Annotated in this window: 21 protein-coding genes; 20 read left to right on the top strand and 1 reads right to left on the bottom strand. The window is 34.2% G+C overall.

Features of this window, described 5'->3' with window-relative positions:
• Window positions 1–37: 37 nt before the first annotated feature.
• Entirely contained in the window at window positions 38–2,137 is a 2,100-nt protein-coding gene (locus tag G7A72_RS02085) for an LTA synthase family protein (RefSeq protein WP_165151242.1), read from the bottom strand.
• A gap of 159 nt (window positions 2,138–2,296) precedes the next feature.
• On the opposite strand from G7A72_RS02085, the gene G7A72_RS02080 reads away from it, so the two are divergent.
• The 20 genes from G7A72_RS02080 to G7A72_RS01985 all read left to right on the top strand — a co-directional run bounded on the left by G7A72_RS02080 (window position 2,297) and on the right by G7A72_RS01985 (window position 25,117).
• Complete coding sequence (locus tag G7A72_RS02080) at window positions 2,297–2,731, top strand: thioredoxin family protein (protein ID WP_165151241.1); 435 nt, start codon at window positions 2,297–2,299, stop codon at window positions 2,729–2,731.
• A complete protein-coding gene (locus G7A72_RS02075) occupies window positions 2,731–3,714 on the top strand; it encodes an FAD:protein FMN transferase (RefSeq protein WP_165151240.1) in 984 nt (327 codons plus the stop codon). Before G7A72_RS02080 ends, G7A72_RS02075 begins: the two co-directional genes overlap by 1 nt.
• Window positions 3,715–3,729: 15 nt before the next feature.
• Window positions 3,730–3,942 (top strand): DUF4266 domain-containing protein, encoded by a 213-nt coding sequence (locus G7A72_RS02070; protein WP_206531523.1) that lies wholly within the window; start codon window positions 3,730–3,732, stop codon window positions 3,940–3,942.
• A gap of 43 nt (window positions 3,943–3,985) precedes the next feature.
• Window positions 3,986–5,434, top strand: a complete 1,449-nt coding sequence (locus tag G7A72_RS02065; RefSeq protein WP_165151239.1) for a DUF3570 domain-containing protein — start codon at window positions 3,986–3,988, stop codon at window positions 5,432–5,434.
• 30 nt (window positions 5,435–5,464) lie between these two features.
• Window positions 5,465–6,127, top strand: coding sequence for a response regulator transcription factor (locus G7A72_RS02060; RefSeq protein WP_165151238.1), 663 nt, complete (start codon window positions 5,465–5,467; stop codon window positions 6,125–6,127).
• Between the two features lie 6 nt (window positions 6,128–6,133).
• The gene (locus G7A72_RS02055) at window positions 6,134–7,528 is read left to right on the top strand and encodes a HAMP domain-containing sensor histidine kinase (protein ID WP_165151237.1); all 1,395 of its coding nucleotides are present in this window, start codon (window positions 6,134–6,136) and stop codon (window positions 7,526–7,528) included.
• 56 nt (window positions 7,529–7,584) lie between these two features.
• Complete coding sequence (locus G7A72_RS02050; RefSeq protein WP_165151236.1) at window positions 7,585–11,919, top strand: CusA/CzcA family heavy metal efflux RND transporter; 4,335 nt, start codon at window positions 7,585–7,587, stop codon at window positions 11,917–11,919.
• Between the two features lie 10 nt (window positions 11,920–11,929).
• Window positions 11,930–13,045, top strand: coding sequence for an efflux RND transporter periplasmic adaptor subunit (locus G7A72_RS02045; RefSeq protein WP_165151235.1), 1,116 nt, complete (start codon window positions 11,930–11,932; stop codon window positions 13,043–13,045).
• Window positions 13,046–13,061: 16 nt separating this feature from the next.
• On the top strand, window positions 13,062–14,180 hold the full coding sequence (locus G7A72_RS02040; RefSeq protein WP_165151234.1) for a VIT1/CCC1 transporter family protein: 1,119 nt from the start codon (window positions 13,062–13,064) through the stop codon (window positions 14,178–14,180).
• A 53-nt stretch (window positions 14,181–14,233) separates the two neighbouring features.
• Window positions 14,234–14,737, top strand: coding sequence for a hypothetical protein (locus G7A72_RS02035; RefSeq protein WP_165151233.1), 504 nt, complete (start codon window positions 14,234–14,236; stop codon window positions 14,735–14,737).
• Between the two features lie 277 nt (window positions 14,738–15,014).
• Window positions 15,015–15,872, top strand: coding sequence for an ATP phosphoribosyltransferase (hisG, locus tag G7A72_RS02030; protein ID WP_165151232.1), 858 nt, complete (start codon window positions 15,015–15,017; stop codon window positions 15,870–15,872).
• Window positions 15,873–15,951: 79 nt separating this feature from the next.
• The gene (hisD, locus tag G7A72_RS02025; protein WP_165151231.1) at window positions 15,952–17,244 is read left to right on the top strand and encodes a histidinol dehydrogenase; all 1,293 of its coding nucleotides are present in this window, start codon (window positions 15,952–15,954) and stop codon (window positions 17,242–17,244) included.
• Window positions 17,234–18,283, top strand: a complete 1,050-nt coding sequence (gene hisC / locus G7A72_RS02020) for a histidinol-phosphate transaminase (protein ID WP_165151230.1) — start codon at window positions 17,234–17,236, stop codon at window positions 18,281–18,283. The genes hisD and hisC overlap by 11 nt, the downstream gene beginning before the upstream one ends.
• 24 nt (window positions 18,284–18,307) lie before the next feature.
• Entirely contained in the window at window positions 18,308–19,444 is a 1,137-nt protein-coding gene (hisB, locus tag G7A72_RS02015; RefSeq protein WP_165151229.1) for a bifunctional histidinol-phosphatase/imidazoleglycerol-phosphate dehydratase HisB, read from the top strand.
• A 70-nt stretch (window positions 19,445–19,514) separates the two neighbouring features.
• Entirely contained in the window at window positions 19,515–20,096 is a 582-nt protein-coding gene (hisH, locus tag G7A72_RS02010) for an imidazole glycerol phosphate synthase subunit HisH (RefSeq protein WP_165151228.1), read from the top strand.
• A gap of 47 nt (window positions 20,097–20,143) precedes the next feature.
• Window positions 20,144–20,872 (top strand): 1-(5-phosphoribosyl)-5-[(5-phosphoribosylamino)methylideneamino]imidazole-4-carboxamide isomerase, encoded by a 729-nt coding sequence (gene hisA, locus G7A72_RS02005; protein ID WP_165151227.1) that lies wholly within the window; start codon window positions 20,144–20,146, stop codon window positions 20,870–20,872.
• A complete protein-coding gene (gene hisF, locus G7A72_RS02000; RefSeq protein ID WP_165151226.1) occupies window positions 20,866–21,621 on the top strand; it encodes an imidazole glycerol phosphate synthase subunit HisF in 756 nt (251 codons plus the stop codon). Before hisA ends, hisF begins: the two co-directional genes overlap by 7 nt.
• Window positions 21,622–21,720: 99 nt before the next feature.
• On the top strand, window positions 21,721–22,326 hold the full coding sequence (hisIE, locus tag G7A72_RS01995) for a bifunctional phosphoribosyl-AMP cyclohydrolase/phosphoribosyl-ATP diphosphatase HisIE (protein WP_165151225.1): 606 nt from the start codon (window positions 21,721–21,723) through the stop codon (window positions 22,324–22,326).
• A gap of 127 nt (window positions 22,327–22,453) precedes the next feature.
• Window positions 22,454–23,599 (top strand): alpha/beta hydrolase, encoded by a 1,146-nt coding sequence (locus G7A72_RS01990; RefSeq protein ID WP_371807555.1) that lies wholly within the window; start codon window positions 22,454–22,456, stop codon window positions 23,597–23,599.
• 84 nt (window positions 23,600–23,683) lie between these two features.
• The gene (locus G7A72_RS01985) at window positions 23,684–25,117 is read left to right on the top strand and encodes a M17 family metallopeptidase (protein ID WP_165151224.1); all 1,434 of its coding nucleotides are present in this window, start codon (window positions 23,684–23,686) and stop codon (window positions 25,115–25,117) included.
• Window positions 25,118–25,119: the final 2 nt, after the last annotated feature.

The following is a 25,119-nucleotide window of genomic DNA, read 5'->3' as shown; positions in this document are numbered from 1 at the left end:
AAACGGGTGAAACTTCAATTTCACCCGTTTTTTTATGCTAATTAATTTTTTGATATTTCTTTTTCTTCAATATATCCGAGGCTGTTTGATAGTATGAAATCGTTTCGTTTACTAAATCCGTTCTTTCTTTTGTGAGCGGTATTTGATCGTAGAATATTTGAAAATCGGGAACTACTTTTTGGTTGGGTTTTAAAGTCAATTGAAATTGCTTGACGGTTTGTTTGGGTGAAATTATCGTCAAAACATTGTCCTTAATCAATCCTAAATCCTGATAAGTAGCAATTAAAGCTCGGGGTTTGTATTCTGGTTTTAAAACATCCTGACCAAAGAATTTACTTTGGTAATCAAAGTTCAATAACCCAAAAACGGTTGGCATTACATCAATTTGCGACATTAAATTATTGTATTTTCTAGGTTCAATAAAACCAGGACTGTAAATCATTGCCGGAATCCTGTATTTATCTGCTGGAAGTTCTGTTTTTCCTGCACTTGAAGCACAATGATCGGCTAGAATCACAAAAACTGTATTGTTAAACCAAGGCTGTTTTTTGGCCATTTCAAAGAATTTTCTCATCGCATAATCCGTGTACTTTACACCGCCATCACGAGATTTTGCATCACCTGGAATATCAATTTTCCCATTGGGATACGTAAATGGTCTGTGATTGCTCACGGTCATAATGTGATTGAAGAAAGACTTATTTGCCGCTGCTTCTTTGTTCATTTCTTTGATGGCTTTATTGTACATATCCTCATCGCAAACGCCCCAAATATTAGCAAAAGTAATTTCGTTGGGTTCAAATGTTTTTTTGTCTACAATTTCATAACCATTTCCAGAAAAGAAATCTCCCATGTTATCAAAAAAGGAATCGCCACCATACATGAATTTTACAGCATAGCCTTTTTGCTTAAAGATGCTTCCGGTAGAAAATTTATTTTTATTATCTTCTCGTTTTACCACACTTTCTCCTGCTGTAGGAGGAAAACACAAAGTAACGGCTTCAAGACCGCGAACCGTTCTGTTTCCCACGGCATAAAGGTTGGTGAAAACTAAACTTTTGTTTGCTAAACTATCAAGAAACGGAGTGATATTTCCCTCGTTTCCATACATTTTCATAAATTCAGCGCTGTAACTTTCAATAGTTATCAGAACAACATTTTTATGATTTTCGGCAGCTTCATTTTTTATTTGTCTTAAAGTCGTTTCACCTGAAATGGAAGAAATTTGTTGTTTTAATTGAGCAAACGCTTTGTTAGTAGGAACTGTTTTATAGAACTTAAAATAATCTAATTCACTTTTCATAAATGCCAAGTAAAACTTATAAAGTCCATTGGCTTGTAATTCATTGGCAAATATATTTTGGGAATTTTCTCTGGCAGATAAAGCGGGAACTGCTAATAATGATAATCCGAAAAGAAGCAGGTAAACTCCTGAAATTTGGATTTTTTGCACAAAAGCAGGAATGCTTTCAATATAGTTTTTTGATTTTTTTACAATGAAATAGGTAACAAGTCCTGCAATAATAAACAGCGCTGAAAACAACGGAATAACAGGATAGGATTCCATGATATTTCCGATAACTTCATTGGTGTAAACCAAGTAATTTACTGCAATAAAATTGTATCTCACCCCAAATTCGTTCCAAAAGAAATATTCGCTGATTGCGTTTTGCAGAATTAATACGACGTAAAGGAAAATGACGAAGGAAAATAACCAAAACCTGATTTGGTTTCTATATTTTGGTAAGAAAAGTAGCAGTCCAAATAATATCGTTTTTATGGAAAGAAAAGCGGTTATGATTTTAGGTAACGCACTGCCATATTCGTTAAGTATCGTGTTTCCAAATGCAACGTAAAGCAATAAGGCAATCAACAATCCAAAAATTAGATATCCGTAGGGCTTATAATATTTTGCATTGGATATAAAAATAAGATATAGCCATAAAAATCCACTAACTAAAACAAATATAAATATATCGGAAATTAACCCTAATACAAATAAAGACAGCGTATCAACCCAAATAAATGATGCTTGTGTTATGGGATGAAAGAAAAGAATAACTCTAACAATAAAACTTATGCTAATGTAAAACAGTAATAAGTAATAGAATGGAGAGACTTTTTGTAACAATTTCATAATTATAAATTTAAAACAAAAGTATATATAATTTTCATCGCTATTTTTTAAGAATTGCTTAATATTTTATCAAAATTAATATTAGCTTAAAATCAGAGAACAAGAGATTAAAATTGGCATAAAATGAATAATTTTACTTAAATTTAAAAAGGTAATGCAATGAAAAAAAATATTATAATTCTGTTTCTTTTCATGGGAACTTTAGGCTATTCTCAAAATTGGAAAACGAATTTTGAAGAAGCAAAAACGCAAGCCAATAAAGAAAATAAAAATATTCTTCTTGTTTTTTCAGGATCAGATTGGTGTGCGCCTTGTATTAAATTAGAAAATACCATTTGGAAATCAGAAGATTTTAAAAAAGAAGCAGAACAGAAATGGGTCATATACAAAGCTGACTTTCCTAAGAAAAAAGCAAATTTACTATCAGCAGAACTAACTGTTAGTAATAAAAAATTGGCAGAGCAATATAACAAATCAGGAAATTTTCCATTAGTGCTGCTTTTGGATCAATCAGGAAGTGTTTTAGGAATCACTGGTTACAAAAACGTAACTCCTCAAGCATACATTCAAATCATTCATTCCTTTGAGAAATAATGAAAAAAATACTCTTCATAACTTTGCTATTTGCAAGTGTAATCGCCACTTCACAGATTACGCACAAAAGAAGGTTGTTTATGTTAGGAAGTCCTTTTGAGGTTACTGCTGTTGCAAAAGACACTATAAAAGCCAATGAATATATTGATTTGGCTATAGTTGAAGTAAAACGAATTGAAAATTTAATTTCCGATTGGATCCCAACCACACAAATATCCGAAGTTAATCGCAATGCAGGAATAAAACCTGTAAAAGTCGATACCGAAGTTTTTGAATTGGTCGAAAGAGCGATAAAAATATCCCAAATTACCAATGGTGCCTTTGATATTTCTTATGCTTCGATGGACAAAATATGGAAGTTTGATGGTTCGATGAAAGTAATGCCAACTGAAGAAGCCATAAAGAAATCAGTAGCAAAAATTGGATACAAGAATATTATTCTAAATCCAAAACAACACACCATTTTTCTGAAATTAGAAGGAATGAAGTTAGGATTGGGTGGTATAGGACAAGGATATATAGCAGATAAAGTGAAAGATTTATTGTTTTCAAAAGGCTGTGTTTCTGGAATTATAAATGTTTCTGGCGATATAAATGCTTGGGGAAAACAACCGGATGGAAAACCTTGGACTGTAGGAATTGTAAATCCTTTGAACAAAAATAAAATTTTTGCCACTTTCCCAATAGAAGACAGCGCGGTGGAAACTTCTGGCAGTTATGAAAAATATGTGATTTTTAATGGAATCCGTTATTCACATATTATTGATCCTAGAACGGGCTATCCGGCAAAAGGTGTGGTCAGTGTCTCTGTTTTTGCTAAACAAACAGAAATCGCTGATGCGTTGGCCACTGGGATTTTTGTCCTTGGAGTAGATGTAGGCTTGGATCTTGTGAATCAAATTAAAGGTATTGAATGCATTATTGTTGATGATAAAGGCAAAATTCATTCTTCAAATGGAATTGATATCAAAAAATATAATTAATTAAAAAATACAATTATGAAAGAAAAAATAGCCTTTGTGTTTTTTACACTTTTGATTTTGCAATCGTGCAGCTCCGTAAAAGAATATGAAAAAGAGAAAATAAATGATCCTGATATGAAGCTTTCTGCCCGAACTGCGGAACGGTATGAAACGTCTTTTCAAGTATATCGTGAAGCTGCGGCAGGTGCTAATGGGGGAAAATCAGGTGGCGGTTGCGGTTGCAATTAATTTAAAGTATCAATTCAGATTGTAAATTTCAATCCATTAGAAAATGAAAATAAAAATTTTATCTCTTTTTATCCTAATTACGGTAACTGCTTTTTCTCAAGAAAACAGTAAAGAGCCAGTTTTCAAAAAAAGAGTGTTAGAAAGCACGGAAGTTGACTTTCTAGCCAGTTATTACAACCAAGACGGATCAAGATCAGCCGTTTCAGGTGGAATTGGTTCGGAGAAACTGACTGATGTAGCCTCCAATATTGTTGTTGCAATGCCTTTGAATGATGATGATGTTTTGACTATTGATTTAGGAATATCAGCCTATTCATCAGCATCTTCCAGTAACATAAATCCTTTTAATTCTACTGGAGCTTCTGGCGCAGGCGGAGATGATGATGATAGAATTGCTGGCGGTCAAAAAGCTGCGGCTACGGGACCTTACGGAACGCCTTGGCAAGCTTCTTCGGGTGCTTCTAAAAGTGATCAGCTGGTTTCTGTAGTTGCAAATTACAGTCATAGCAGTGATTCCAGGAATTTTATTTGGAATACCGATGTTTCTTTTTCAAATGAATACGATTATACTTCTGTTGGTTTTGGTGGAGGAATCGCGAGTCTTTTTAACGAAAAAAACACGGAATTGAGCTTGAAAGTAAATGCATATTTGGACCAATGGAGACCTATTTATCCTACTGAATTGCACGAATATTCAAAATATGGTTCTAATTTTTTAAATCAAGGCTATTTTAACGGAGTATCCGTTTTGGATCAAAATGGACAATCTACAACCAATTATTTACCTTCAGCATTTCAAACGGTAAACGCGGTTAACCGAAATTCTTTCTCTGCTTCTGTAGGGCTTTCTCAAGTTATAACTAAAAAATTACAAGTTTCTGTTTTCTTTGATGTATTGCAACAACAAGGATTATTGTCTTCTCCTTATCACCGTATTTATTTTGCCGACAAAGCCAATTTTTATATTGGACAACCGCAATATATAAGCAATTACGAAAGTTCAACCAATACCGGAGTTTACAAATTAGCAGATGATATCGAAAGATTGCCGGATTCACGTTTTAAACTTCCAGTTGGAGCGCGTTTGAATTATTACATCAATGAGCGTTTTATAGTGCGTACTTATTATCGTTTTTATTCTGATAACTGGGACATACAATCCCATACAGCCAGCATAGAACTTCCTGTGAAATTATCCGATAAGTTTACTGTTTTTCCAATGTATCGTTATTATACACAAACGGCTTCTAAATATTATGCACCTTACGAAACCCATTTGTCAACAGAAAAATTTTATACTTCGGATGCTGATTTAGCAACATTTGATGCAAACCAATACGGTTTTGGTGTAAATTACACCGATATTTTTACTGCGGGTAAAATCTGGAAATTTGGTTTGAAAAATATTGACTTTAGATTCAACCATTACAAACGAAGTGATAATCTGAATGCTAATATTGCTACAATCGCTTTCAAATTTATTATGCAATAATAACCTAAATTTACAAAAAAAAACGATAAAATGCACATATTAATTGTAGAAGATGAAGCCGGAATTGTTCAATTTCTGCAACAAGGATTAGAGGAAGAAGGATATACAATTACCAGTGCTTCGGATGGTTTGAAAGGGTTTGAGTTATCACAAAAGGAAAATTTTGATCTGATTTTATTGGATTGGATGTTACCAAAAATGACCGGATTGGAACTCTGTAAATCCATTCGATTAAAAAATACTACGACTCCAATCATTTTTCTGACAGCAAAAGATACCGTTCAAGAAACAATTGAAGGGTTAAAAGCGGGCGCCAATGATTACATCAAGAAGCCTTTTAGTTTTGATGAATTGGTGGAGCGCATCAAAATTCATTTCAGAAACCAAAATGAAGATGAAATTCTGACTCTTGGTACTATCAAAATTGATATTCCACAACACCGTGTTTTAGTAAATGAAGCTGAAGTGGCATTGACACAGCGTGAATTTGAACTATTAATGTATTTGGTAAAAAACAAAGGAAAAGTGTGTACCAGAACTCAGATTATTGAAGACGTTTGGGACATTCATTTTGAATATGACACAGGCGTTATTGATGTTTTTATCAATGCGATTCGCAAAAAATTAAATTTAAAAATTGAACAAGACTACATAAAAACGGTTCGTGGTGTAGGTTATATTGCTAACGATTAAATAAAAATGCAACAACTTTCCTTTAAAAATAGAATTGCTTCTAACTATATTTTTACCACAGCTTTATTGATTTTTGTGGTTTTCTGTATCATTTATTCTATTGTTAAATTCAGTGTATACAGTCATGTTAACAATGATATTACGAGTGAAGTTGACAAACATCTCAATGAAATTGTAATTGTTGGCGATAGTTTTCATTTGATTCATGAGGAAGAATGGAAGGAACGGGAACACAATACGCTAGACGTAAATCCCGTATTTATTCAGTTTGTAGATCACAATAGAAATGTGATTGAAAAATCGCCCAATCTTAAAAAATCTACTTTAATTTTTGATAAAGAAAATGCGGAGAACAAACTTTTTGATACCAAATTAGCGAATAACGCAATCCGTCAAATTCAAGTTCCTATTTATCAAAAAAACAAAAGAATTGGATATATCATGATTGCCATGTCACTGGAAGATGCAACGATGGTACTCAACAATTTATCGGAAGTATTGATAATTGCCTATCCTGTAATTCTGATATTGTTGTTTTTTATTGCACGTTTTTTCGCTGGAAAGAGTATAAAACCGATTAGTTCGATTATCACAACTTCTAATATTATTACCAAAGACAATCTTAGTTCCCGAATTCCGTTACCGCAAAATCGAGACGAATTGTTTGTATTATCGCAAACCATCAACAATTTATTAGACCGAATAGAAACTGCTGTTGAACGAGAAAAGCAGTTCACTTCCGATGCTTCGCATGAATTAAGAACGCCACTAACGGTAATCAAAGGAACTTTGGAAGTCTTGATTCGGAAACCCAGAGAACACGCTGAATATGAAGAAAAAATTAATTTTTGCGTTACAGAAGTCAATCGGTTGAATCATTTGGTAGATCAATTACTCTTATTGGCTCGATTTGAAAACCAAAAGCAAACCTTAAAAACGGAGAAAGTATATTTAAATGCTTTATTTTTAGATACAATTGCTAGATATTCTACTGTAATTCAATCCAAAAAAATCACTGTTTTGACTGAATTTGATCAGGATTATTACTTAGAAACTGATAATTATTTATTTTCGATAGTGATTAATAATTTGATATCGAATGCATTAAAATATTCGAATCAAAACGGGAATCTGGAAGTTACCATAAAAACTATGGATTCTAAAATTGAATGTCAGATCACTGATTCTGGAATTGGAATCCCTGCAGAGGACTTAGAAAAAATATTCAATCAATTTTACCGCTCAAAATCCACTAATCATCCAGAAATAAAAGGAACAGGTTTAGGATTGTCTATCGTAAAAAGATTGTGTTCTTTACTCAATATTGAAATTGCAATTAGCAGTAAAGAAAATAATGGAACCACTGTAATTTTAAGTTTATTTGAAGCAGACCTTAAGTAGTTCTTAAGGAAATCCTTATCTTTAAACTTTACTTTTGAAGTATAAATAAGATAAAAATGCTCGAAAAAATTATTGCTTTTAGCTTAAAAAACAAACTGATTGTCTTACTCTTTACTTTGGGAGTTTTCGGATTTGGTTTGTTTTCTGTTTTCCAAATATCCATTGGAGCAGTTCCTGATGTGACGAATAACCAAGTTCAGGTAATTACGACTTCTAGAAACCTTTCTACACAAGATATCGAACAGTTTATCACGTATCCTGTTGAGATTGAAATGGCGAATTTGCCAGGTGTCAAAGAAATTCGGTCTATTTCAAAATTTGGTTTATCTGTTGTCACGATTGTTTTTGATGAAAATTTAGGAACCTATCTTCCCAGACAACTTATTGCGGAGAAAATAAAAACTGCCTCGGAGAAGATTCCGCAGGGTTTTGGAACACCGGAAATGGGTCCAATCACTACAGGACTTGGAGAAATCTATCAATATACTTTAGAAGTTAAACCAGAATTTAAGAATAATTATTCCGTTACTGATTTACGAACCATACAGGATTGGGTCGTAAAACGTCAATTGTCAGGTATAAAAGGTGTTGTAGAAATTAATACTTGGGGTGGTTTTTTAAAACAATACGAAATTGCCATCAATCCTTCACGGTTGAAAGCGATGAATATCACAACAGCTGATGTTTTTACAGCGCTGGAAAAAAACAATAGTATTGCCGGTGGAGCTTACATCGAAAAAGTGAACCAAAGTTATTTTATCAGAGGCGAAGGAAAAGTAAATTCGCTGGAAGATATTGGGAATATTGTTGTTACAAATGCTAATGGATTGCCAGTTTATATCAAGAATGTAGCGCAAGTTCGTTTTGGTCATGCTAATCGTTTTGGTGCAATCACGGGTAACGGCGAAGGCGAAAAAGTCCTGGGACAAGTGATGATGCTCAAAGGTGGAAATTCTAAACAGGTAATTGATGATGTTAAGAATAGAGTTGCTGAAATCCAAAAAACATTACCTGATGGTGTTTACATTAATGGATTTTTGGAACGAAGCGAATTAGTGGGAAAAACGACTTTTACAGTTGCCGAAAACTTGATTTTAGGATGTTTAATCGTAATTTTTGTTGTCATTCTGTTATTAGGAAACTGGCGTTCCGGATTGGTCGTGGCTTCTGTGATTCCGTTGTGTTTATTATTCGCCATTTCGTTTATGAATATTTTTGGTATCGATGCCAATTTAATGAGTCTTGGTGCTATTGATTTTGGAATAATTATCGATGGTGCTGTAATTATTGTTGAGTTCATAGCTTTCCAAATCGCCAGTAAATCCGCTCATTTAGTAAATCTCAGCAAGGAAGAACGCCAGTTGGAAATTGACCAAATTACCTATAAAAGTGCTTCCAAAATGATGAATTCGGCTATTTTTGGACAATTGATTATCCTGATTGTTTTTATTCCAATTCTCTCCTTATCTGGAATTGAAGGTAAAATGTTCAAACCGATGGCGATGACGTTTAGTTTTGCATTATTAGGTGCGATGATCTTTTGTTTCACCTATGTTCCTGTCGTTTCTTCTTTATTTCTAAAACCAAAAGCAGAAAATCCAAATTCATTATCTAGTAAATTAATCCATAAACTGAATTCCTGGTATTTGCCTATTATTACCTGGGCGGTAAGCAATACCAAAAAAGTAATGTATGGCGCATTAGGATTATTATTGCTGGCCGTGGGATTATTTGCAACCATGGGAGGAGAATTTATTCCTACGCTTGACGAAGGTGATTTTGTGATTCAGCCGGTTTTAAAAACGGGAACATCTTTAACAAAAACAATAGCCATAACGACCAAAATAGAAAAAATTATCCTCAATAACTTCCCGGAGGTCACACAAGTTGTCAGCAGAATTGGAGCTGCCGAAGTGCCTACAGACCCAATGTCTATGGAAGAAAGTGATATTATTGTAAAATTGAAACCCAAATCAGAATGGACTTCAGCTTCCACCAAAGATGAATTGGCAGATAAAATAAAAGCAGCATTAGAAAAACAAATCCCGAATATGGAAATCGAATTTACGCAACCTATCGAAATGCGTTTTAACGAATTAATTTCTGGAACAAGATCTGATGTGGCGGTTAAAGTTTTTGGCGAAGACTTGAATATTTTGGCACAAAAAGCACACGAAATCAAAAATGCTATTGCAAAAGTAGAAGGCGCTTCGGATATTATTATCGAAAAAACTGAAGGTTTACCACAAATGTCAGTCGTTTATAATCGTTCGAAAATTGCCCGTTACGGTTTGAATATTGCTGATTTGAACGAAATGATTGCGCTGGGCTTTGCCGGAAAAACCGTTGGAAATGTTTTTGAAGGAGAAAAGCGTTTTGATATGGTAATCCGTTTGGATCAAGCAAACCGGCATGATATTGAAGATTTGCGTAATTTATATGTTCCAACGCCTAACGGAGAACAAATTCCGTTGAGTGAACTCGCTTCTATCGAATATACTGAAGGTCCCGCAAAAATTTCTAGAGACAATACTAATAGAAGAATTGTAGTGGGAATCAACGTTCGGAATCGCGATTTACAAAGTGTAGTTACCGATATCCAGAAAATTGTGGACACTCAAGTTAAATTGCCAGCTGGTTATTACGTGAAATACGGTGGACAATTTGAAAATTTACAAAGCGCCAAAGCCCGATTGATGATTGCAGTTCCTATCGCATTATTTTTGATTTTTATCCTTTTGTATTTTGCATTTGGCTCCGTAAAAGAAGCGTTAATGGTCTATTCAGCAATTCCGTTGTCTGCAGTTGGTGGCGTTTTGTTTTTATGGATGAGAGATTTGCCGTTTAGTATTTCGGCAGGCGTTGGATTCATAGCGCTTTTCGGAATTGCAGTATTGAACGGAATTGTACTAATCGAACATTTTAAAGAACTCAAACACCAAGGCATGAAAGATATTGATGCATTAATTTTAAAAGGAACTACGGATAGATTACGTCCCGTTTTATTAACTGCTTCGGCTGCTGCATTAGGATTTTTACCCATGGCAATTTCATCTTCGGCTGGGGCAGAAGTGCAACGACCATTAGCAACGGTAGTCATTGGCGGATTATTTACGGCAACTATTTTGACGATGATTGTGCTGCCTATTTTATATAAGGTTTTTGATAGTCAATCCTTCAAAAAAGCGAAGTTTAAGAAGCATCAAAGTTCCACTTATATCATTTTGTTATTGTTGAGTTCTTCGTTGGCTTTTTCCCAAAATGCTAATCCGGAATTGGATAGTTTATTGTCGAAAGCAATTCAAAATAATAAAGGAATTAAAGCGGCTCAATTGCAAGTGGATAAAACAAAAGCCAATATCAAAACGGCAAATACTTTTGATAAAACTAATATTTATTACAGTTACGATCAAAATAATTTGGCACTGAATAACGAGCCTTTACGAGTATTTGGTGTACAGCAACGTTTTTCTTTTCCAACGGTTTACGGAGCGCAGAAAAAAGTATTTTTTTCTGAATATGAAAGGGAAAAAGCCAATTTTGATATTCAAAAAAACAAACTTTCTTTAGCTGTTTCTAAATCGTATCAGCATATCATTTATTTGCAACATCAAGAAAAACTATATCAATATTTGGATAGTTTGTACCAAAATTTCTCCAAAGCAAGCGACAGACGTTTTGAATTAGGAGAAACCAACTATCTGGAAAAAATTACAGCTCAAGCTAAATTCAGACAAATTAGAACCAAGCTTTCGCAAATTGAGAATGACAAAAAAGCACAATACGAACTGTTGCAATCCTTGCTTCAAAACGATGAAATAATAGTAATAAATAGCAATTCAATTACGCCTCTAAATACTTTTACTGATGCAACAAGTAAAACATTTTATACTACTTATTTAGAAAGTGTTACTGAAAATTATAAAAATCAAATAAATCTTCAAAAACAACATTGGCTACCGGATATTAACTTGGATTATTTTCAAGGTAGAAATAACGGTTTATCACAATCGTTGTATGGTTTTCAAGTTGGTTTAGCAGTACCGATATTATTCTCCGGTAACGTTTCTAAAACTAAAGTAGCGCAGCTCGAATTACAAAGTTGGGAACAACAAAAGCAAAATGAAGAAGTAAAAATAGAGAAGTACATCAATCAGAAAAAGAATGAATTAGCGAAGCATCAGGAAGCGATAAATTACTACAATTTGTACGGGAAAAAATTATCGGATGAGATTATAAAAGTAGGAAACAATAGCTACAAACATGGTGAGATTGATTTCTTTCAATACATCCAAAGTTTAGAAAATGCTACAACCATTCAGGTGGATTATTTAGATACTATTTTACAATTCAACCAAACCCAATTAGATTTACAATACCTAAATTTTTAAAATACAACTAATGAAAAAATCTCTATATATAATCGCTTTATCCCTTGTTTTATTTTCTTGTAAAGAATCAAAAACAGAAGAGGTGGAACAAAAAGACAACGGTTTGACAACTGTAACTTCTGCTCAATTCAAATCTTCGGGAATGGAGATTGCCACTCCAACAGAACAGGATTTTGATGTTACGGTAAAAGCATCAGGGAAAATTGACGTACCGCCACAAAACAGAGCTAAAGTGAACACTTTTATGGGTGGTTATGTGAAATCCACAACGCTTTTGGTTGGAAATAAAGTCACAAAAGGACAGGCTTTGTTAACGCTACAAAACACCGAATTTCTTGATATTCAAAAAGATTATATGGAAGTGGCGGAGCAACTAAATTTTTTGAAATCGGAATATGACAGGCAAAAAACGTTGTATGATGAAAAAATAACTTCGCAGAAAAACTACCTGAAAGCAGAAAGTGAATACAGAAGAGCTAAGGCAATGCATCAAAGTTTACGTGCCAAATTAGTGCTTTTGAACATTAATCCTAGAAATGTAGAGAAAGGAATTTTGACTTCAACAATCACTATTTTTTCTCCAATAACGGGTGATATTGTAATCATGAATGCCAATGTGGGAATGTATGTAGCACCTTCGGATGTGATTCTTGAAATTGTAGATACGGATCACTTGCATTTAGAGTTGGCTGTTTTTGAAAAAGATATTTTGAATGTAAAAATTGGGCAAAAGATTATTTTTAAAGTTCCTGAAGCTTCAAAAGATGTTTTTAATGCCGAAGTACATTTGGTTGGAAAATCAATAGAAGGAAATGACAGAACGATTAATATTCACGGACATTTAGACGATGCCATAAAACAAAAACTGTTGACGGGAATGTTTGTAGAAGCTGAAATAATTATCGATTCTAAAAAAGGTTTAGCAATTCCTTCTGAAGCATTAGTTACTGAAAACAACAAAAATTTCGTACTTTTATTGGACAATGAAAAAAACGGGTATTCATTCAAGAAAGTAAGCGTTACAATAGGCGAGAAGTCTGAAAATTTTGTCGAAATACTTCCAAATACTGCAATTAACGCTTCTTCAAGAATTTTGACAAAAGGGGTATTCGATTTAGCTAATTAATTAAAAAGCAAATAAAATGGACTTGAAAAAACTTAAAGATCAGTTGCAAACAGAGGTTGATACTGCCTTTTTGTATGATAGCATTGCTGCTATTCAATCGGATGATAATCTTTCAAGAGTATTATTGAGTTTGGGTGAAATTGAGAAAGGACACGCGAAACACATGTTTGATAAAGTGTTGACTTTGGAACCAAATTATAAAATGCCTTCGCCTTCAGGAAGAGCAAAATTCCAATTAAAGTTGGGTAAAATCTTTGGTTACAGTTCTATTATTAGCAATCTTTCCAGTATAGAAAAGCAGTTTGCCGTAAATTCAATTAAAAATAAACTTAAAAGCGGAGAGAAACCAACAGGTTTTGAGCACAATCATCTTAATATTATTGAAGCCGTAAACAATAATGCTGCTTTGAATGTTTCCGGAGGCTTATTGTCTAAATTTGAAAGCAGGCATAAATCAGTAGGTGGGAATGCCTTGCGTGCCGCCGTTTTAGGTTCCAATGATGGATTGGTTTCTAATATGAGTTTGGTCATGGGAGTTGCCGGAGCAGCCGTTTCTAATGATACGATATTGTTAACCGGTATTGCAGGACTTTTAGCAGGAGCAATTTCAATGGCTTTGGGCGAATGGCTTTCGGTACAAAGTTCCAGAGAATTAAACCAGCGCCAAATTGATTTGGAAACAGAAGAATTAGAAGCTTCTCCCGAAGAAGAGAAAAAAGAATTAGTTTTATTATATCAGGCCAAAGGAATGAATGCTGTCGAGGCACAAAAACTGGCTGACAAAGCTTTTGAAAATCCGCAAACAGCGATTGATGCCATTATTACGGAGGAATTGGGAATTGATAAAGAAGAATTAGGAGGATCAGCTTGGGAAGCAGCAACAGCTTCGTTTGTGCTTTTTGCCATTGGAGCTATTATTCCATTATATCCATTTATGTTTTTAGATGGAAAAAATGCGATTTTATTAAGTGTCGGAAGCAGTGTTATTGGCCTTTTTGGAATAGGTGCCGCAATAACTTTATTGACAGGAAAAAGTATTTTATTTTCTGGATTTAGGCAAGTTTCTTTTGGACTGGTAGCAGCAGCGGTAACTTATGGAATTGGTTCCTTGATTGGAGTTTCATTATCAGGATAAAAAATTAACATAGTAGGGAATATTAAATACAATTTAACTTTAAATAAAAAATTATGAATGATGCCCATTTACACATGGTTGTAAACCATTTTCCAATTATTGGAACAATTCTTGGACTCGGAATTTTAATCGCAGGATTAGTACTCAAGAACAAGTCCGTACAAAACACAGCTTATGTATTATTTGTCATTGCAGCTGTTTTTGGCTTTTTTAGCATGTCTACTGGCGAAGGAGCAGAGGAAATTGTGGAAGATTTCCCTGGAATAGGAAAAGCAATTATTCATGAACACGAAGAAATGGCCGAAAAATTAGCAATTGTTTTATATGCGTTGGCAATTACATCGCTATTTGGTCTCTATTCTAATTGGAAAAACAAGCCAAAAGCAAAGCTAGTTTCTTATATCGCAACAGTAGTTGCAATCATCGCCGTGTTTTTTGCACAACAAACGGGCACAACTGGAGGCGAAGTTCGACATACTGAAATTAGAACCGACAGTACCGCAGTAGGTAGTAATGCAGAGCAAATTAGCCCTACAAAGGAGGAGGAAAAGGAATAAAAAAAGTATTTTAACAAAAAAACTATATTAAGTTAAAGTATTAATTGCTTTTTAATTAAAAAAGCTTTTATATTTGCAGAGAAAAATAAAACACATGTTTACAATACAATTACATCATCATCATTTTCATTATTGCTCTCAAGCGATGTGTTAATGGTATGTGTGTAAATCATCATATTCTAAAAACCCGTTTGAGTACATCAAACGGGTTTTTTATTACCCAATATTTGTACTCAATCAAATTATTTTAAACAAAAACAAAAACAAAAAAGACAAAATGAGTACATTAAAAATTGCAATTCAAAAATCAGGACGTTTAAACGAAGACAGCATTCAAATTTTGAAAGATGCAGGTATTTCAATAGATAACGGAATCGACCAATTAAAAGCCGAAGCATCCAACTTCCCTTTAGAGGTTTTATATTTAAGAAATTCGGATATTCCTCAATATTTGATTGATGGAGTTGTAGATATTGCTATCGTTGGGGATAATCTTTTAGTCGAAAAAGGCGGGGATATTGAAGTAATTCAAAAATTAGGTTTTTCAAAATGTAAAGTATCTGTTGCTGTCCCAAAAGCATTTGATTACAAATCTGTTCAAGATTTGAATGGTATGCGTATTGCGACTTCATACCCTAAAACAGTGCTTGATTTTTTTAATTCAAAAGGCGTAACAGTCGACATTCACCAAATTTCAGGTTCGGTAGAAATTGCTCCAAACATTGGTCTTGCCGATGCTATTGTTGATATTGTTTCCAGTGGAAGTACTTTATTCAAGAATAATCTAAAAGAGGTTGAAGTTATTTTTAAAAGTGAAGCGGTTTTAGCTGTTTCTCCAAAAGTAAGTCCTGAATCTCAAAAAATTATTGACACGTTAAAATTTAGAATCGAATCGGTTTTAAGAGCAAGAAAATCAAAATACATTTTGATGAATGTCCCAAATGACAAAATTGAAGCAGTTGGTAAAATTCTTCCTGTATTACGTAGTTTAACGGTTTTGCCTTTGGCACAAGAAGGATGGAGCAGTGTTCACTCTGTAATCGATAAAGATACTTTCTGGGATGTTATTGATCAATTGAAAGAAGCTGGTGCCGAAGGTATTTTAATTTGCCCAATTGAGAAAATGGTGCTTTAAGAATTTTAAATTATAAGTTGTGAATTATGAGTTTAAGAACGAAATAATTCTATTATTTAATCTTTGAATAAAATTAAAAATGAATAAAATATACAATCCAAAAGCAGAATCTTGGTCCTCAATTTTAGAGCGTCCTACCAAAACTATTGACGACATTGAAGCCACTGTAAAAGAAATTTTTAGTGAAGTTCAAAAGAAAGGTGATGTTGCTGTTGCAAAATACACGTCGCTTTTTGATGGCGCCAAAATCGATACCATTGAAGTTTCTAAAGCCGAAATTGATTTGGCAATTGCTTCCGTTTCCCCAGAGTTGAAAGAAGCTATCAAATTAGCCAAATCTAATATTTCAAAATTCCATATTGCGCAAAAAACGGATAGAGTTGTCGTAGAAACAATTGAAGGAGTGAACTGCTGGCAGGAAAAAAGACCTATTCAAAAAATAGGATTGTATATTCCTGGCGGAACTGCTCCATTATTTTCTACAGTATTGATGCTTGCTGTTCCTGCAGAAATTGCAGGTTGTAACGAAATTGTTTTATGTTCACCACCCGATAAAAATGGAGTTGTAAATCCTGCAATTTTGTATGCTGCAAATTTATGTGGTGTGACAAAAATATTAAAAGTAGGCGGGATTCAAGCGATTGCAGGAATGACTTTTGGAACTGAAACTATTCCGAAAGTATATAAAATTTTTGGGCCCGGAAATCAATTTGTAACTGTTGCTAAGCAGCTCGCGACTCAATTTGGGGTAGCTATCGATATGCCGGCTGGTCCATCGGAATTACTGATTGTTGCTGACGATACTGCAGTTCCGTCTTTTGTAGCTTCAGATTTGTTATCACAAGCGGAACACGGAGCGGACAGTCAGGTTATTTTAGTTTCTACTTCCAAAAAATTAATTGATGCTGTAGAGACTGAAATTCAAATGCAAATGGAAGCTTTACCAAGAAAAGCCATTGCAGAAAAAGCGATTGCGAATTCAAAGTTAATTTTTGTTGAAAATGACAAAATTGCTTTGAATTTAATTAATGAATATGGACCAGAACATTTTATTATTTGTTCGGAATTTGATGATTTTTATAGCAATGGTGTTCAAAACGCAGGTTCGGTATTCATAGGGAATTATACCCCTGAAAGTGCAGGTGATTATGCTTCCGGAACCAATCATACATTGCCAACAAATGGTTATGCAAAGAATTATAGCGGTGTAAATCTGGATAGTTTTACCAAAGCGATGACTTTTCAAAAAATAACTCAAAAAGGTATACAAAATATCGGTAGAGCTATCGAAATTATGGCAGAAGCTGAAGGATTACAAGCACACAAAAATGCAGTTACATTACGATTAAAAGCGATTGAAGATGGAAAATAATTTCGATATAAATAATTTGGTCAGAGAAAACGTTAAGGAAATGAAACCCTATTCTTCAGCACGCGATGAATTTGAGGATTTTGATACAGCTGATATGATTTTTTTGGATGCCAATGAAAATCCGTTTGAAAATGGCGTGAACAGGTATCCTGATCCACAACAAATGAGTGTAAAAGAGGTTTTGGCAAAACAAAGAAATGTCAAAACAAATCAAATTTTGCTAGGAAACGGAAGTGATGAAGTGTTAGATTTGTTATTTAGAGCTTTTTGCGAACCAAAAACGGACAATGTAGTTACTTTGCCACCAACCTATGGAATGTATGGCGTTTTAGCTAATATTAATGCTGTAGAAAACAAAGAAGTATTGCTTTCACAAGACTTTCAACCGCAAATTGAAAAAATCATGGAGGCTGTTGATGAAAACACTAAAATCATCTTTTTGTGTTCTCCAAATAATCCTACTGGAAACTCCTTTTCAGATGAAAGTGTGGCGTATCTTTTGCAAAATTTCAAAGGATTAGTGGTGATTGACGAAGCCTATATTGACTTTTCAAAGAAAGAAAGTTGGATCATTGAATTGGATGAATATCCAAATTTGGTAATTACCCAAACACTATCAAAGGCATATGGTTTAGCAGGTATTAGATTGGGAATTTGTTATGCCTCTGGAGAAGTAATTTCTGTTTTAAACAAAATTAAACCACCGTATAATGTGAATGAATTGACTCAGAAAAGAGCTTTGAAACGACTGGACAATTCGGAAAAAATAAAATCTGAAATTAACTCTATTATAATGCAAAGAGAGGATTTACTTAAAGTTCTACTTGATGTTAAATTTGTTGAAAAAATTTACCCAACTGAAGCTAATTTTATTTTGGTAAAAGTAGATGATGCTAATAAAAGATACGCTGAATTGATTGCAAAAGGAATTGTAATTCGAAACCGCACCACCCAACCATTATGCGATAATTGTTTGCGTTTTACTGTTGGAACTGAACAAGAAAATATGAAATTAATTGAGGTGTTAAAGCAACTTTAAACCTTAAACTTTAAACTTTTTTTAATGAAAAAAATACTTTTTATAGACCGTGACGGAACCATGGTTTTAGAACCACATGATTATCAGTTAGACAGCTTTGAAAAATTAGAATTTTATCCAAACGCTTTTCAATATCTTGGTAAAATAGCTAAAGAATTGGATTTTGAATTGGTAATGGTAACCAATCAAGATGGTTTGGGAACTGATTCTCACCCGGAAATCAACTTTTGGCCAGTACATAATTTAATCATGAAAGCTTTTGAAAATGAAGGTGTTGTTTTCAAAGAAGTTTTAATAGACAAAACATTTCCACACGAAAATGTGCCAACTCGCAAGCCTGGCACTGCTATGTTGACCAAATATCTTAATAATCCAGATTATGATTTAGAGAATTCATTCGTCATTGGAGACCGAATAACAGATGTAGAATTAGCCAAAAACTTAGGTTCAAAAGCGATTTTCATTAACAAAGATGAAGCTTTGGGAGGTGATGAAATATCGTCTAAAAGACACGAATTGGATTCGGTTATTGCCTTGCAAACTACTGATTGGAAAACCATTTACGAGTTTTTGAAATTAGAAGAACGCTCTGCAACCATTTTTAGAAAAACGAATGAAACGGATATTTTCATTAATTTAAATCTTGACGGAACAGGAAAAAGCAAAATTGAAACAGGTATTGCGTTCTTTGATCACATGCTGGACCAAATCGCGCGTCACGGACAAATGGACTTGGAAATTCTTGTAAAAGGTGATTTAGAAGTCGATGAACACCACACAATTGAAGATACAGCGATTGCACTTGGAGAAGTTTTTGCGAAAGTATTAGGGAATAAATTAGGAATAGAACGTTATGGTTTTTGTTTACCAATGGACGATTGTTTAGCGCAAGTGGCTATTGATTTTGGAGGTAGAAACTGGCTAGTTTGGGAAACCGAATTTAAACGCGAAATGGTTGGAAAAATGCCAACAGAGATGTTTTATCATTTCTTTAAATCATTTTCGGATGGTGCCAAAGCAAACATCAACATAAAAGCAGAAGGAACGAACGAGCATCACAAGATAGAAGCCATTTTTAAAGCTTTTGCAAAAGCTATAAAAGTAGCCGTAAAAAGGGATACGGAGAAGATGATTTTGCCAAGCACGAAAGGAATGTTGTAAAATTGTTTAAAGTTTAAAGTTTCAGGTTAACCCGAGCAACTTTAAACATTAAACTTGAAACAAAACTAAAATGAAAATAGTAATCATAAATTACGGCGCAGGAAATATTCAAAGCATAAAATTCGCTATTGAAAGGTTAGGTTTTGAGGCTGTTTTGAGTAATGATTGGACAGAAATTAAGGCTGCTGACCGAGTGATATTCCCAGGGGTTGGCGAAGCTAGTTTTGCAATGAAAATGCTTATCGACAGCGGTCTTGATGTGTTAATACCAACCTTGAAACAACCCGTTTTGGGAATTTGTTTGGGCATGCAATTGATGTGTAACAAATCAGAGGAAGGAAATACCATCGGTTTGGGTATTTTTGATGTTGATGTGATCAAATTCACGCCAAAAGTAAAAGTGCCTCAAATGGGATGGAACCAAATTTACAATTTGAAATCGGATTTGTTCAAAGGAATTAACGAAAACGAATACATGTATTTGGTTCATAGTTTTTATGCGCCAAATTGCCCAAAAGCCATTGCTACAACTGATTATGAAGTTGAATATGCTTCAGCTTTACAGCAAGATAATTTCTATGGAACACAATTTCATCCCGAAAAAAGCGGTGACGTTGGAGAACAAATTTTGGCGAATTTTTTAAAACTTTAAGTTAAGTCTTTAGGACTTTCGACTTTCAAACTTTAAGACTAATTATAATGAGAATAATACCAGCAATAGATATCATAGAAGGAAAATGTGTTCGCTTATCAAAAGGCGATTACAATGCCAAAATCATATACAACGAGAATCCACTCGAAGTGGCAAAATCATTTGAAGCACACGGAATTGAATATTTGCATTTGGTTGATTTAGATGGAGCAAAGTCGAGCCAAATTGTGAATTATAAAATACTGGAGCAAATAGCTACGCAAACCAAATTGAAAATTGATTTTGGTGGTGGATTAAAATCCGATTCCGATTTAAAAATTGCGTTTGAAAGTGGTGCGAATCAAATTACCGGTGGAAGTATTGCCGTTAAAAATAGAGAACTATTCGAAAAATGGATTGCAGAATATGGTTCTGATAAAATTATTTTAGGAGCAGATGCTAATAATGAAAAAGTAGCGGTTTCCGGTTGGTTAGAAGATTCAAATGAAGATTTGATTCCGTTTATACAAGACTACCAACATAAAGGAATTCAGTACGTTATTTGTACCGATATTGCCAAAGATGGTATGCTGGAAGGACCATCTTTTTATTTATATGCAAAAATTTTGGCTGAAGCCAAAGGAATAAAATTAATTGCTTCAGGAGGAATTTCTACTTTTGACGAGTTGCCAAGACTAGCCGAATTAGGTTGTGAAGGAACGATAATCGGAAAAGCAATTTACGAAGGACGAATTTCATTGAAACAATTGGAAAATTATATTTTAGAAAAATGTTAACAAAAAGAATTATTCCCTGTCTAGATATAAAAAACGGACGTACCGTCAAAGGTGTAAATTTTGTAGATTTGCGTGACGCCGGCGATCCCGTAGAATTAGCTAAAATCTATTCTGATGAAGGAGCAGACGAATTGGTGTTTTTAGACATTTCAGCAACCGAAGAACGACGCAAAACCTTAGTTGATTTGGTTCGTAAAGTCGCTTCAACTATTAATATTCCGTTCACTGTTGGCGGTGGAATTTCATCTGTAAAAGATGTCGAAGTTTTGTTGCAAAACGGAGCTGATAAAGTTTCTATTAATTCATCGGCAGTCAAAAAACCGCAGTTGATTAATGATTTGGCACAAAAATTTGGAAGCCAATGTGTAGTGGTTGCCATAGATGCAAAGCAAATTGACGGCCAATGGATTGTTCATTTAGTGGGCGGAAAAGTGGCTACCGAATTGAATTTATTTGATTGGGCAAAGGAAGTCGAAGAACGCGGTGCAGGTGAAATCTTATTCACATCAATGGATAATGACGGAACTAAAAACGGATTTGCTAATGAAGCTTTGGCTAGACTTTCGGAATTAGTAAATATTCCTATTATTGCTTCTGGTGGTGCGGGAAACATACAACATTTTGTAGATGCTTTTCAAAAAGGAAAAGCTGATGCAGCATTGGCCGCAAGTGTGTTTCATTTTAAAGAAATTGAAATCAAGACATTAAAAACAGCCCTTAAAAATAACAATATCGAAGTACGGATTTAAATTAAGGCATAAGTATTAAGTATGAGTTATTAAGTATTGAGTTGCTTATTTATCCATAAATCTTAATGCTTAAGACTTACAACTTAATACTTAAAAAACATGAACATAGATTTCTCAAAAAATACAGACGGATTAATTCCAGCCATCATTCAAGACAGCGAAACCAAAACGGTTTTGATGTTGGGTTTCATGAATGCTGAAGCGTATCAAAAAACGGTGGACACTAAAAAAGTAACTTTTTATAGTCGCACCAAACAAAGACTTTGGACAAAAGGCGAGGAAAGCGGCAACTTTTTGAATCTGATTGACATTAAAAACGACTGCGATAATGATACGTTGTTGATTCAGGTTAAACCAGAAGGGCCAACATGTCACAAAGGAACTGATACGTGCTGGAATGGCGAAAATAAAGGAAAATATGGTTTTATTTCAGATTTAGAAGATACCATCCAACTTCGAAGAGAAAATGCGGATTCTGAAAAAAGTTACGTGGCTTCCTTATTTAAATTGGGAATGAACAAAATTGCACAGAAAGTAGGAGAAGAAGCCATAGAAGTCATAATTGAAGCCAAAGATGACAACGACGATTTATTCTTGGGCGAAAGTGCCGATTTACTTTTTCATTATCTTATCTTACTGCAAGCCAAAGGTTTCAAACTAGATGATGTTGTGGAAGTTTTGAAAAGCCGCCAAAAGAAAAATTAGTATATTTTAATTTCCTTTATAAAAACCCAATAGCAAAATTGATTCGCTATTGGGTTTCCTTTTTTCTTTTATTTCCAAATGCAATCCACTATATTTACTATTATTTAAAAAAAAATTAAAGTAGCGCATGCAAGTAATGAATTCAGATAATACCACATTTAACCCTGATTTAAACAATTCCACAATAAATACCGGACTGCATATAATCCTGACTACTGATGAAGATGATGCGCGACCGGTTTATATTTCTGGAAATTTTAATAATTGGCGCACACAGGACAAAGATTTTCTGATGGAGAAAATAGGAAACAGTTCGTATCATTATAAATTTTCGCACGATTTTGATTACCCAATTGAGCTTTTATATAAATTTACAAAAGGGGATTGGAGTGAAGTAGAGATTGACAGCCATGGAAATCGAACCGAAAATCGCTCCACAATAGCGCATACTGGAATTCAAAACGAACACGTTGCGAGATGGAGAAAAAATTGGTTGCCTTTTAAGCAATCCTATTTGCCTCAAGTGCAGTTGATATCTGATGAATTTGAGATTCCGCAACTCAACAAAACCAGAAAAATTTGGGCACTTTTACCACATGATTATGACAATTCAAGTGAAAGTTATCCGGTGATGTATTTGCAGGATGCTCAAAATTTATTCAATGAAACTGCTGAATTTGGCAATTGGGAAATTGATAAGAAATTGGCAGTTATGTCAGAGTATAAAATTGGAAAAATTATAATAATTGCAATAGAACACGCCGAAGAAGATCGCATAAAAGAATACAATGTTGGGAAAACAGTTTTGGGAAAAGGGCAAGGCAAGAAATACATTCGCTTTGTAACGGACACATTAAAACCCTATGTAGACAGTCATTTTAGAACCAAAAAAGAACGAGAATTCACAGGAATTGGAGGAAGCTCGATGGGTGGATTAGTGAGCATTTTTAGTGGGTTGAGAAATCCTGAAGTGTATGGAAAATTAATGATTTTTTCCCCGTCATTGTGGGTTGTTCCCGAATTAAAAATTGACCCAAAGAAAGCGAATACTGCTGATACCAAAGTGTATTTATATGCTGGCGGTGATGAAAGTAAAACCATGATTGAGCATGTAAATAAGTTTCAGAATGATTTGATTTCAAGTGAATTTGTGAAAGAAAACTCGAACATTAATTTAAGTATAAACAGGCAAGGAAAACATAGTGAAACCTATTGGAGTGATGAATTTCCTAAAGCCATTGAATGGTTGTTTTTTAATACAAAAAATCCGTAGAGAAGTGATTTATTGAATATAAAACAAAAAAAGTATCAGGCAATGCTATTGCATTTAATCAGTTAGCTATAAAAAAACAAGAAAATGACAACAACGACAATTACAAATTCAGATAATTTTTCAGGCACAATTTTGATTCCAGTTTTTGAAACCTACTCAAAAAGTATCGTTCCCATTACATTCAATGGTTTGGAAATTTCTTCTAAAGTTTTTTATGGAAAAAAAGATTCTCACTATTTAGCTGAAGAAAATGATAATATGTATCTCTTCATTGGATTAGGAAAAACTATAGATTATAAATCTTTGAAAACTACTTTTCGCCGCATTTCATCGAAACAAAAAGATAATTTCAGTTCGAATGTAGCTTTAGTTATACCGCAGGAATTCGTTGAAAACCACATTGAAGCTATGGTTTCAGGTTTGCTTTTGGGTACTTATGATTTAGGTCATTTTAAATTAGACAAAAAAACACATCCATTTATAGAACCCGATTTTAATTTGAGTTTGATTTCAGAAAAAGATCATTTGGCTGCAGCCAAAAAAGGAATTAAAATTGCCAAAGCACAATTAGCAACCTACAGCTTAGTCGATTTGCCGCCTAACACTGTTAATCCAAAATATTTAGCAAAATGGGCCAAAGAAACAGGAGATCAATATGGATTTGAAGTTGAAGTTCTGGGCTACGCTGCCTCAAAAATAGTTGGATTGGGTGCTTTTTTAGCGGTAGGAAAAGGAAGTGAAAATGAGCCTCAGTTCATTATCATGAATTATACTCCTAAACAAGAAGTCCCACTTCTAAAACATGTTGGATTGGTAGGAAAAGGAATCACTTTTGATACTGGAGGATTGAATATCAAAACGGCAGGGATGCTTCACATGAAATGTGATATGGCTGGCGGTGGCGCTGTTTTTGGTGCGATGCAACTAATTGCTGATTTGCAATTACCTGTAAAAGTAACCGCAATTGTACCTTGTGCCGAAAATGCTGTGGACGCAAAATCATTTTTGCCCAGTGATGTAATCCACAGTTACAGCGGACATTCTATAGAAATAATCGATACAGATGCTGAAGGCCGACTTGTTTTAGCCGATGGATTGTCGTATTTGATTAAAAATTTCGAACCGGAATATATTGTTGATATTGCAACATTGACAGGAAGCAGCGTGGCTACACTTGGTTTTGAATGCGGTGCTTTGTTTACCAATAACGAAGAAATGGCTAAGAAATTACAAGAAAACGGAGATGCAATTGGGGAGCGTTTGTGGCCATTACCGCTTTGGGATGTATATAAATCAGATATAGAAAGTGATATTGCCGATGTCAAGAACTTTAGTGGAAAAGCCGTTGCTGGAGCCATAAGTGCGGCTAAATTTTTAGAATATTTTACGCAAGAACATAAAGCTTGGGCACATTTGGATGTGGCTGGAGTAGCATTTGGCGATGATGAATTTGCTAAAAGTAAGCATGCAACAGCATTTGGTGTCCATTTATTAACTAAATTCATTGAAAATTTATAATC

The sequence above is a fragment of the Flavobacterium sp. Sr18 genome (assembly GCF_011064265.1).
GTDB lineage: Bacteria > Bacteroidota > Bacteroidia > Flavobacteriales > Flavobacteriaceae > Flavobacterium > Flavobacterium petrolei.
The sequence above is the reverse complement of the archived record's forward strand: the minus strand, read 5'-3'. Positions and strand labels throughout refer to the sequence as shown.

Coding starts and splice junctions, on each gene's coding strand:
- G7A72_RS02085 (WP_165151242.1), bottom strand. CDS start 2,137: ATGAAATTGTTACAAAAAGTCTCTCCATTCTATTACTTATTACTGTTT.
- G7A72_RS02080 (WP_165151241.1), top strand. CDS start 2,297: ATGAAAAAAAATATTATAATTCTGTTTCTTTTCATGGGAACTTTAGGC.
- G7A72_RS02075 (WP_165151240.1), top strand. CDS start 2,731: ATGAAAAAAATACTCTTCATAACTTTGCTATTTGCAAGTGTAATCGCC.
- G7A72_RS02070 (WP_206531523.1), top strand. CDS start 3,730: ATGAAAGAAAAAATAGCCTTTGTGTTTTTTACACTTTTGATTTTGCAA.
- G7A72_RS02065 (WP_165151239.1), top strand. CDS start 3,986: ATGAAAATAAAAATTTTATCTCTTTTTATCCTAATTACGGTAACTGCT.
- G7A72_RS02060 (WP_165151238.1), top strand. CDS start 5,465: ATGCACATATTAATTGTAGAAGATGAAGCCGGAATTGTTCAATTTCTG.
- G7A72_RS02055 (WP_165151237.1), top strand. CDS start 6,134: ATGCAACAACTTTCCTTTAAAAATAGAATTGCTTCTAACTATATTTTT.
- G7A72_RS02050 (WP_165151236.1), top strand. CDS start 7,585: ATGCTCGAAAAAATTATTGCTTTTAGCTTAAAAAACAAACTGATTGTC.
- G7A72_RS02045 (WP_165151235.1), top strand. CDS start 11,930: ATGAAAAAATCTCTATATATAATCGCTTTATCCCTTGTTTTATTTTCT.
- G7A72_RS02040 (WP_165151234.1), top strand. CDS start 13,062: ATGGACTTGAAAAAACTTAAAGATCAGTTGCAAACAGAGGTTGATACT.
- G7A72_RS02035 (WP_165151233.1), top strand. CDS start 14,234: ATGAATGATGCCCATTTACACATGGTTGTAAACCATTTTCCAATTATT.
- hisG (WP_165151232.1), top strand. CDS start 15,015: ATGAGTACATTAAAAATTGCAATTCAAAAATCAGGACGTTTAAACGAA.
- hisD (WP_165151231.1), top strand. CDS start 15,952: ATGAATAAAATATACAATCCAAAAGCAGAATCTTGGTCCTCAATTTTA.
- hisC (WP_165151230.1), top strand. CDS start 17,234: ATGGAAAATAATTTCGATATAAATAATTTGGTCAGAGAAAACGTTAAG.
- hisB (WP_165151229.1), top strand. CDS start 18,308: ATGAAAAAAATACTTTTTATAGACCGTGACGGAACCATGGTTTTAGAA.
- hisH (WP_165151228.1), top strand. CDS start 19,515: ATGAAAATAGTAATCATAAATTACGGCGCAGGAAATATTCAAAGCATA.
- hisA (WP_165151227.1), top strand. CDS start 20,144: ATGAGAATAATACCAGCAATAGATATCATAGAAGGAAAATGTGTTCGC.
- hisF (WP_165151226.1), top strand. CDS start 20,866: ATGTTAACAAAAAGAATTATTCCCTGTCTAGATATAAAAAACGGACGT.
- hisIE (WP_165151225.1), top strand. CDS start 21,721: ATGAACATAGATTTCTCAAAAAATACAGACGGATTAATTCCAGCCATC.
- G7A72_RS01990 (WP_371807555.1), top strand. CDS start 22,454: ATGCAAGTAATGAATTCAGATAATACCACATTTAACCCTGATTTAAAC.
- G7A72_RS01985 (WP_165151224.1), top strand. CDS start 23,684: ATGACAACAACGACAATTACAAATTCAGATAATTTTTCAGGCACAATT.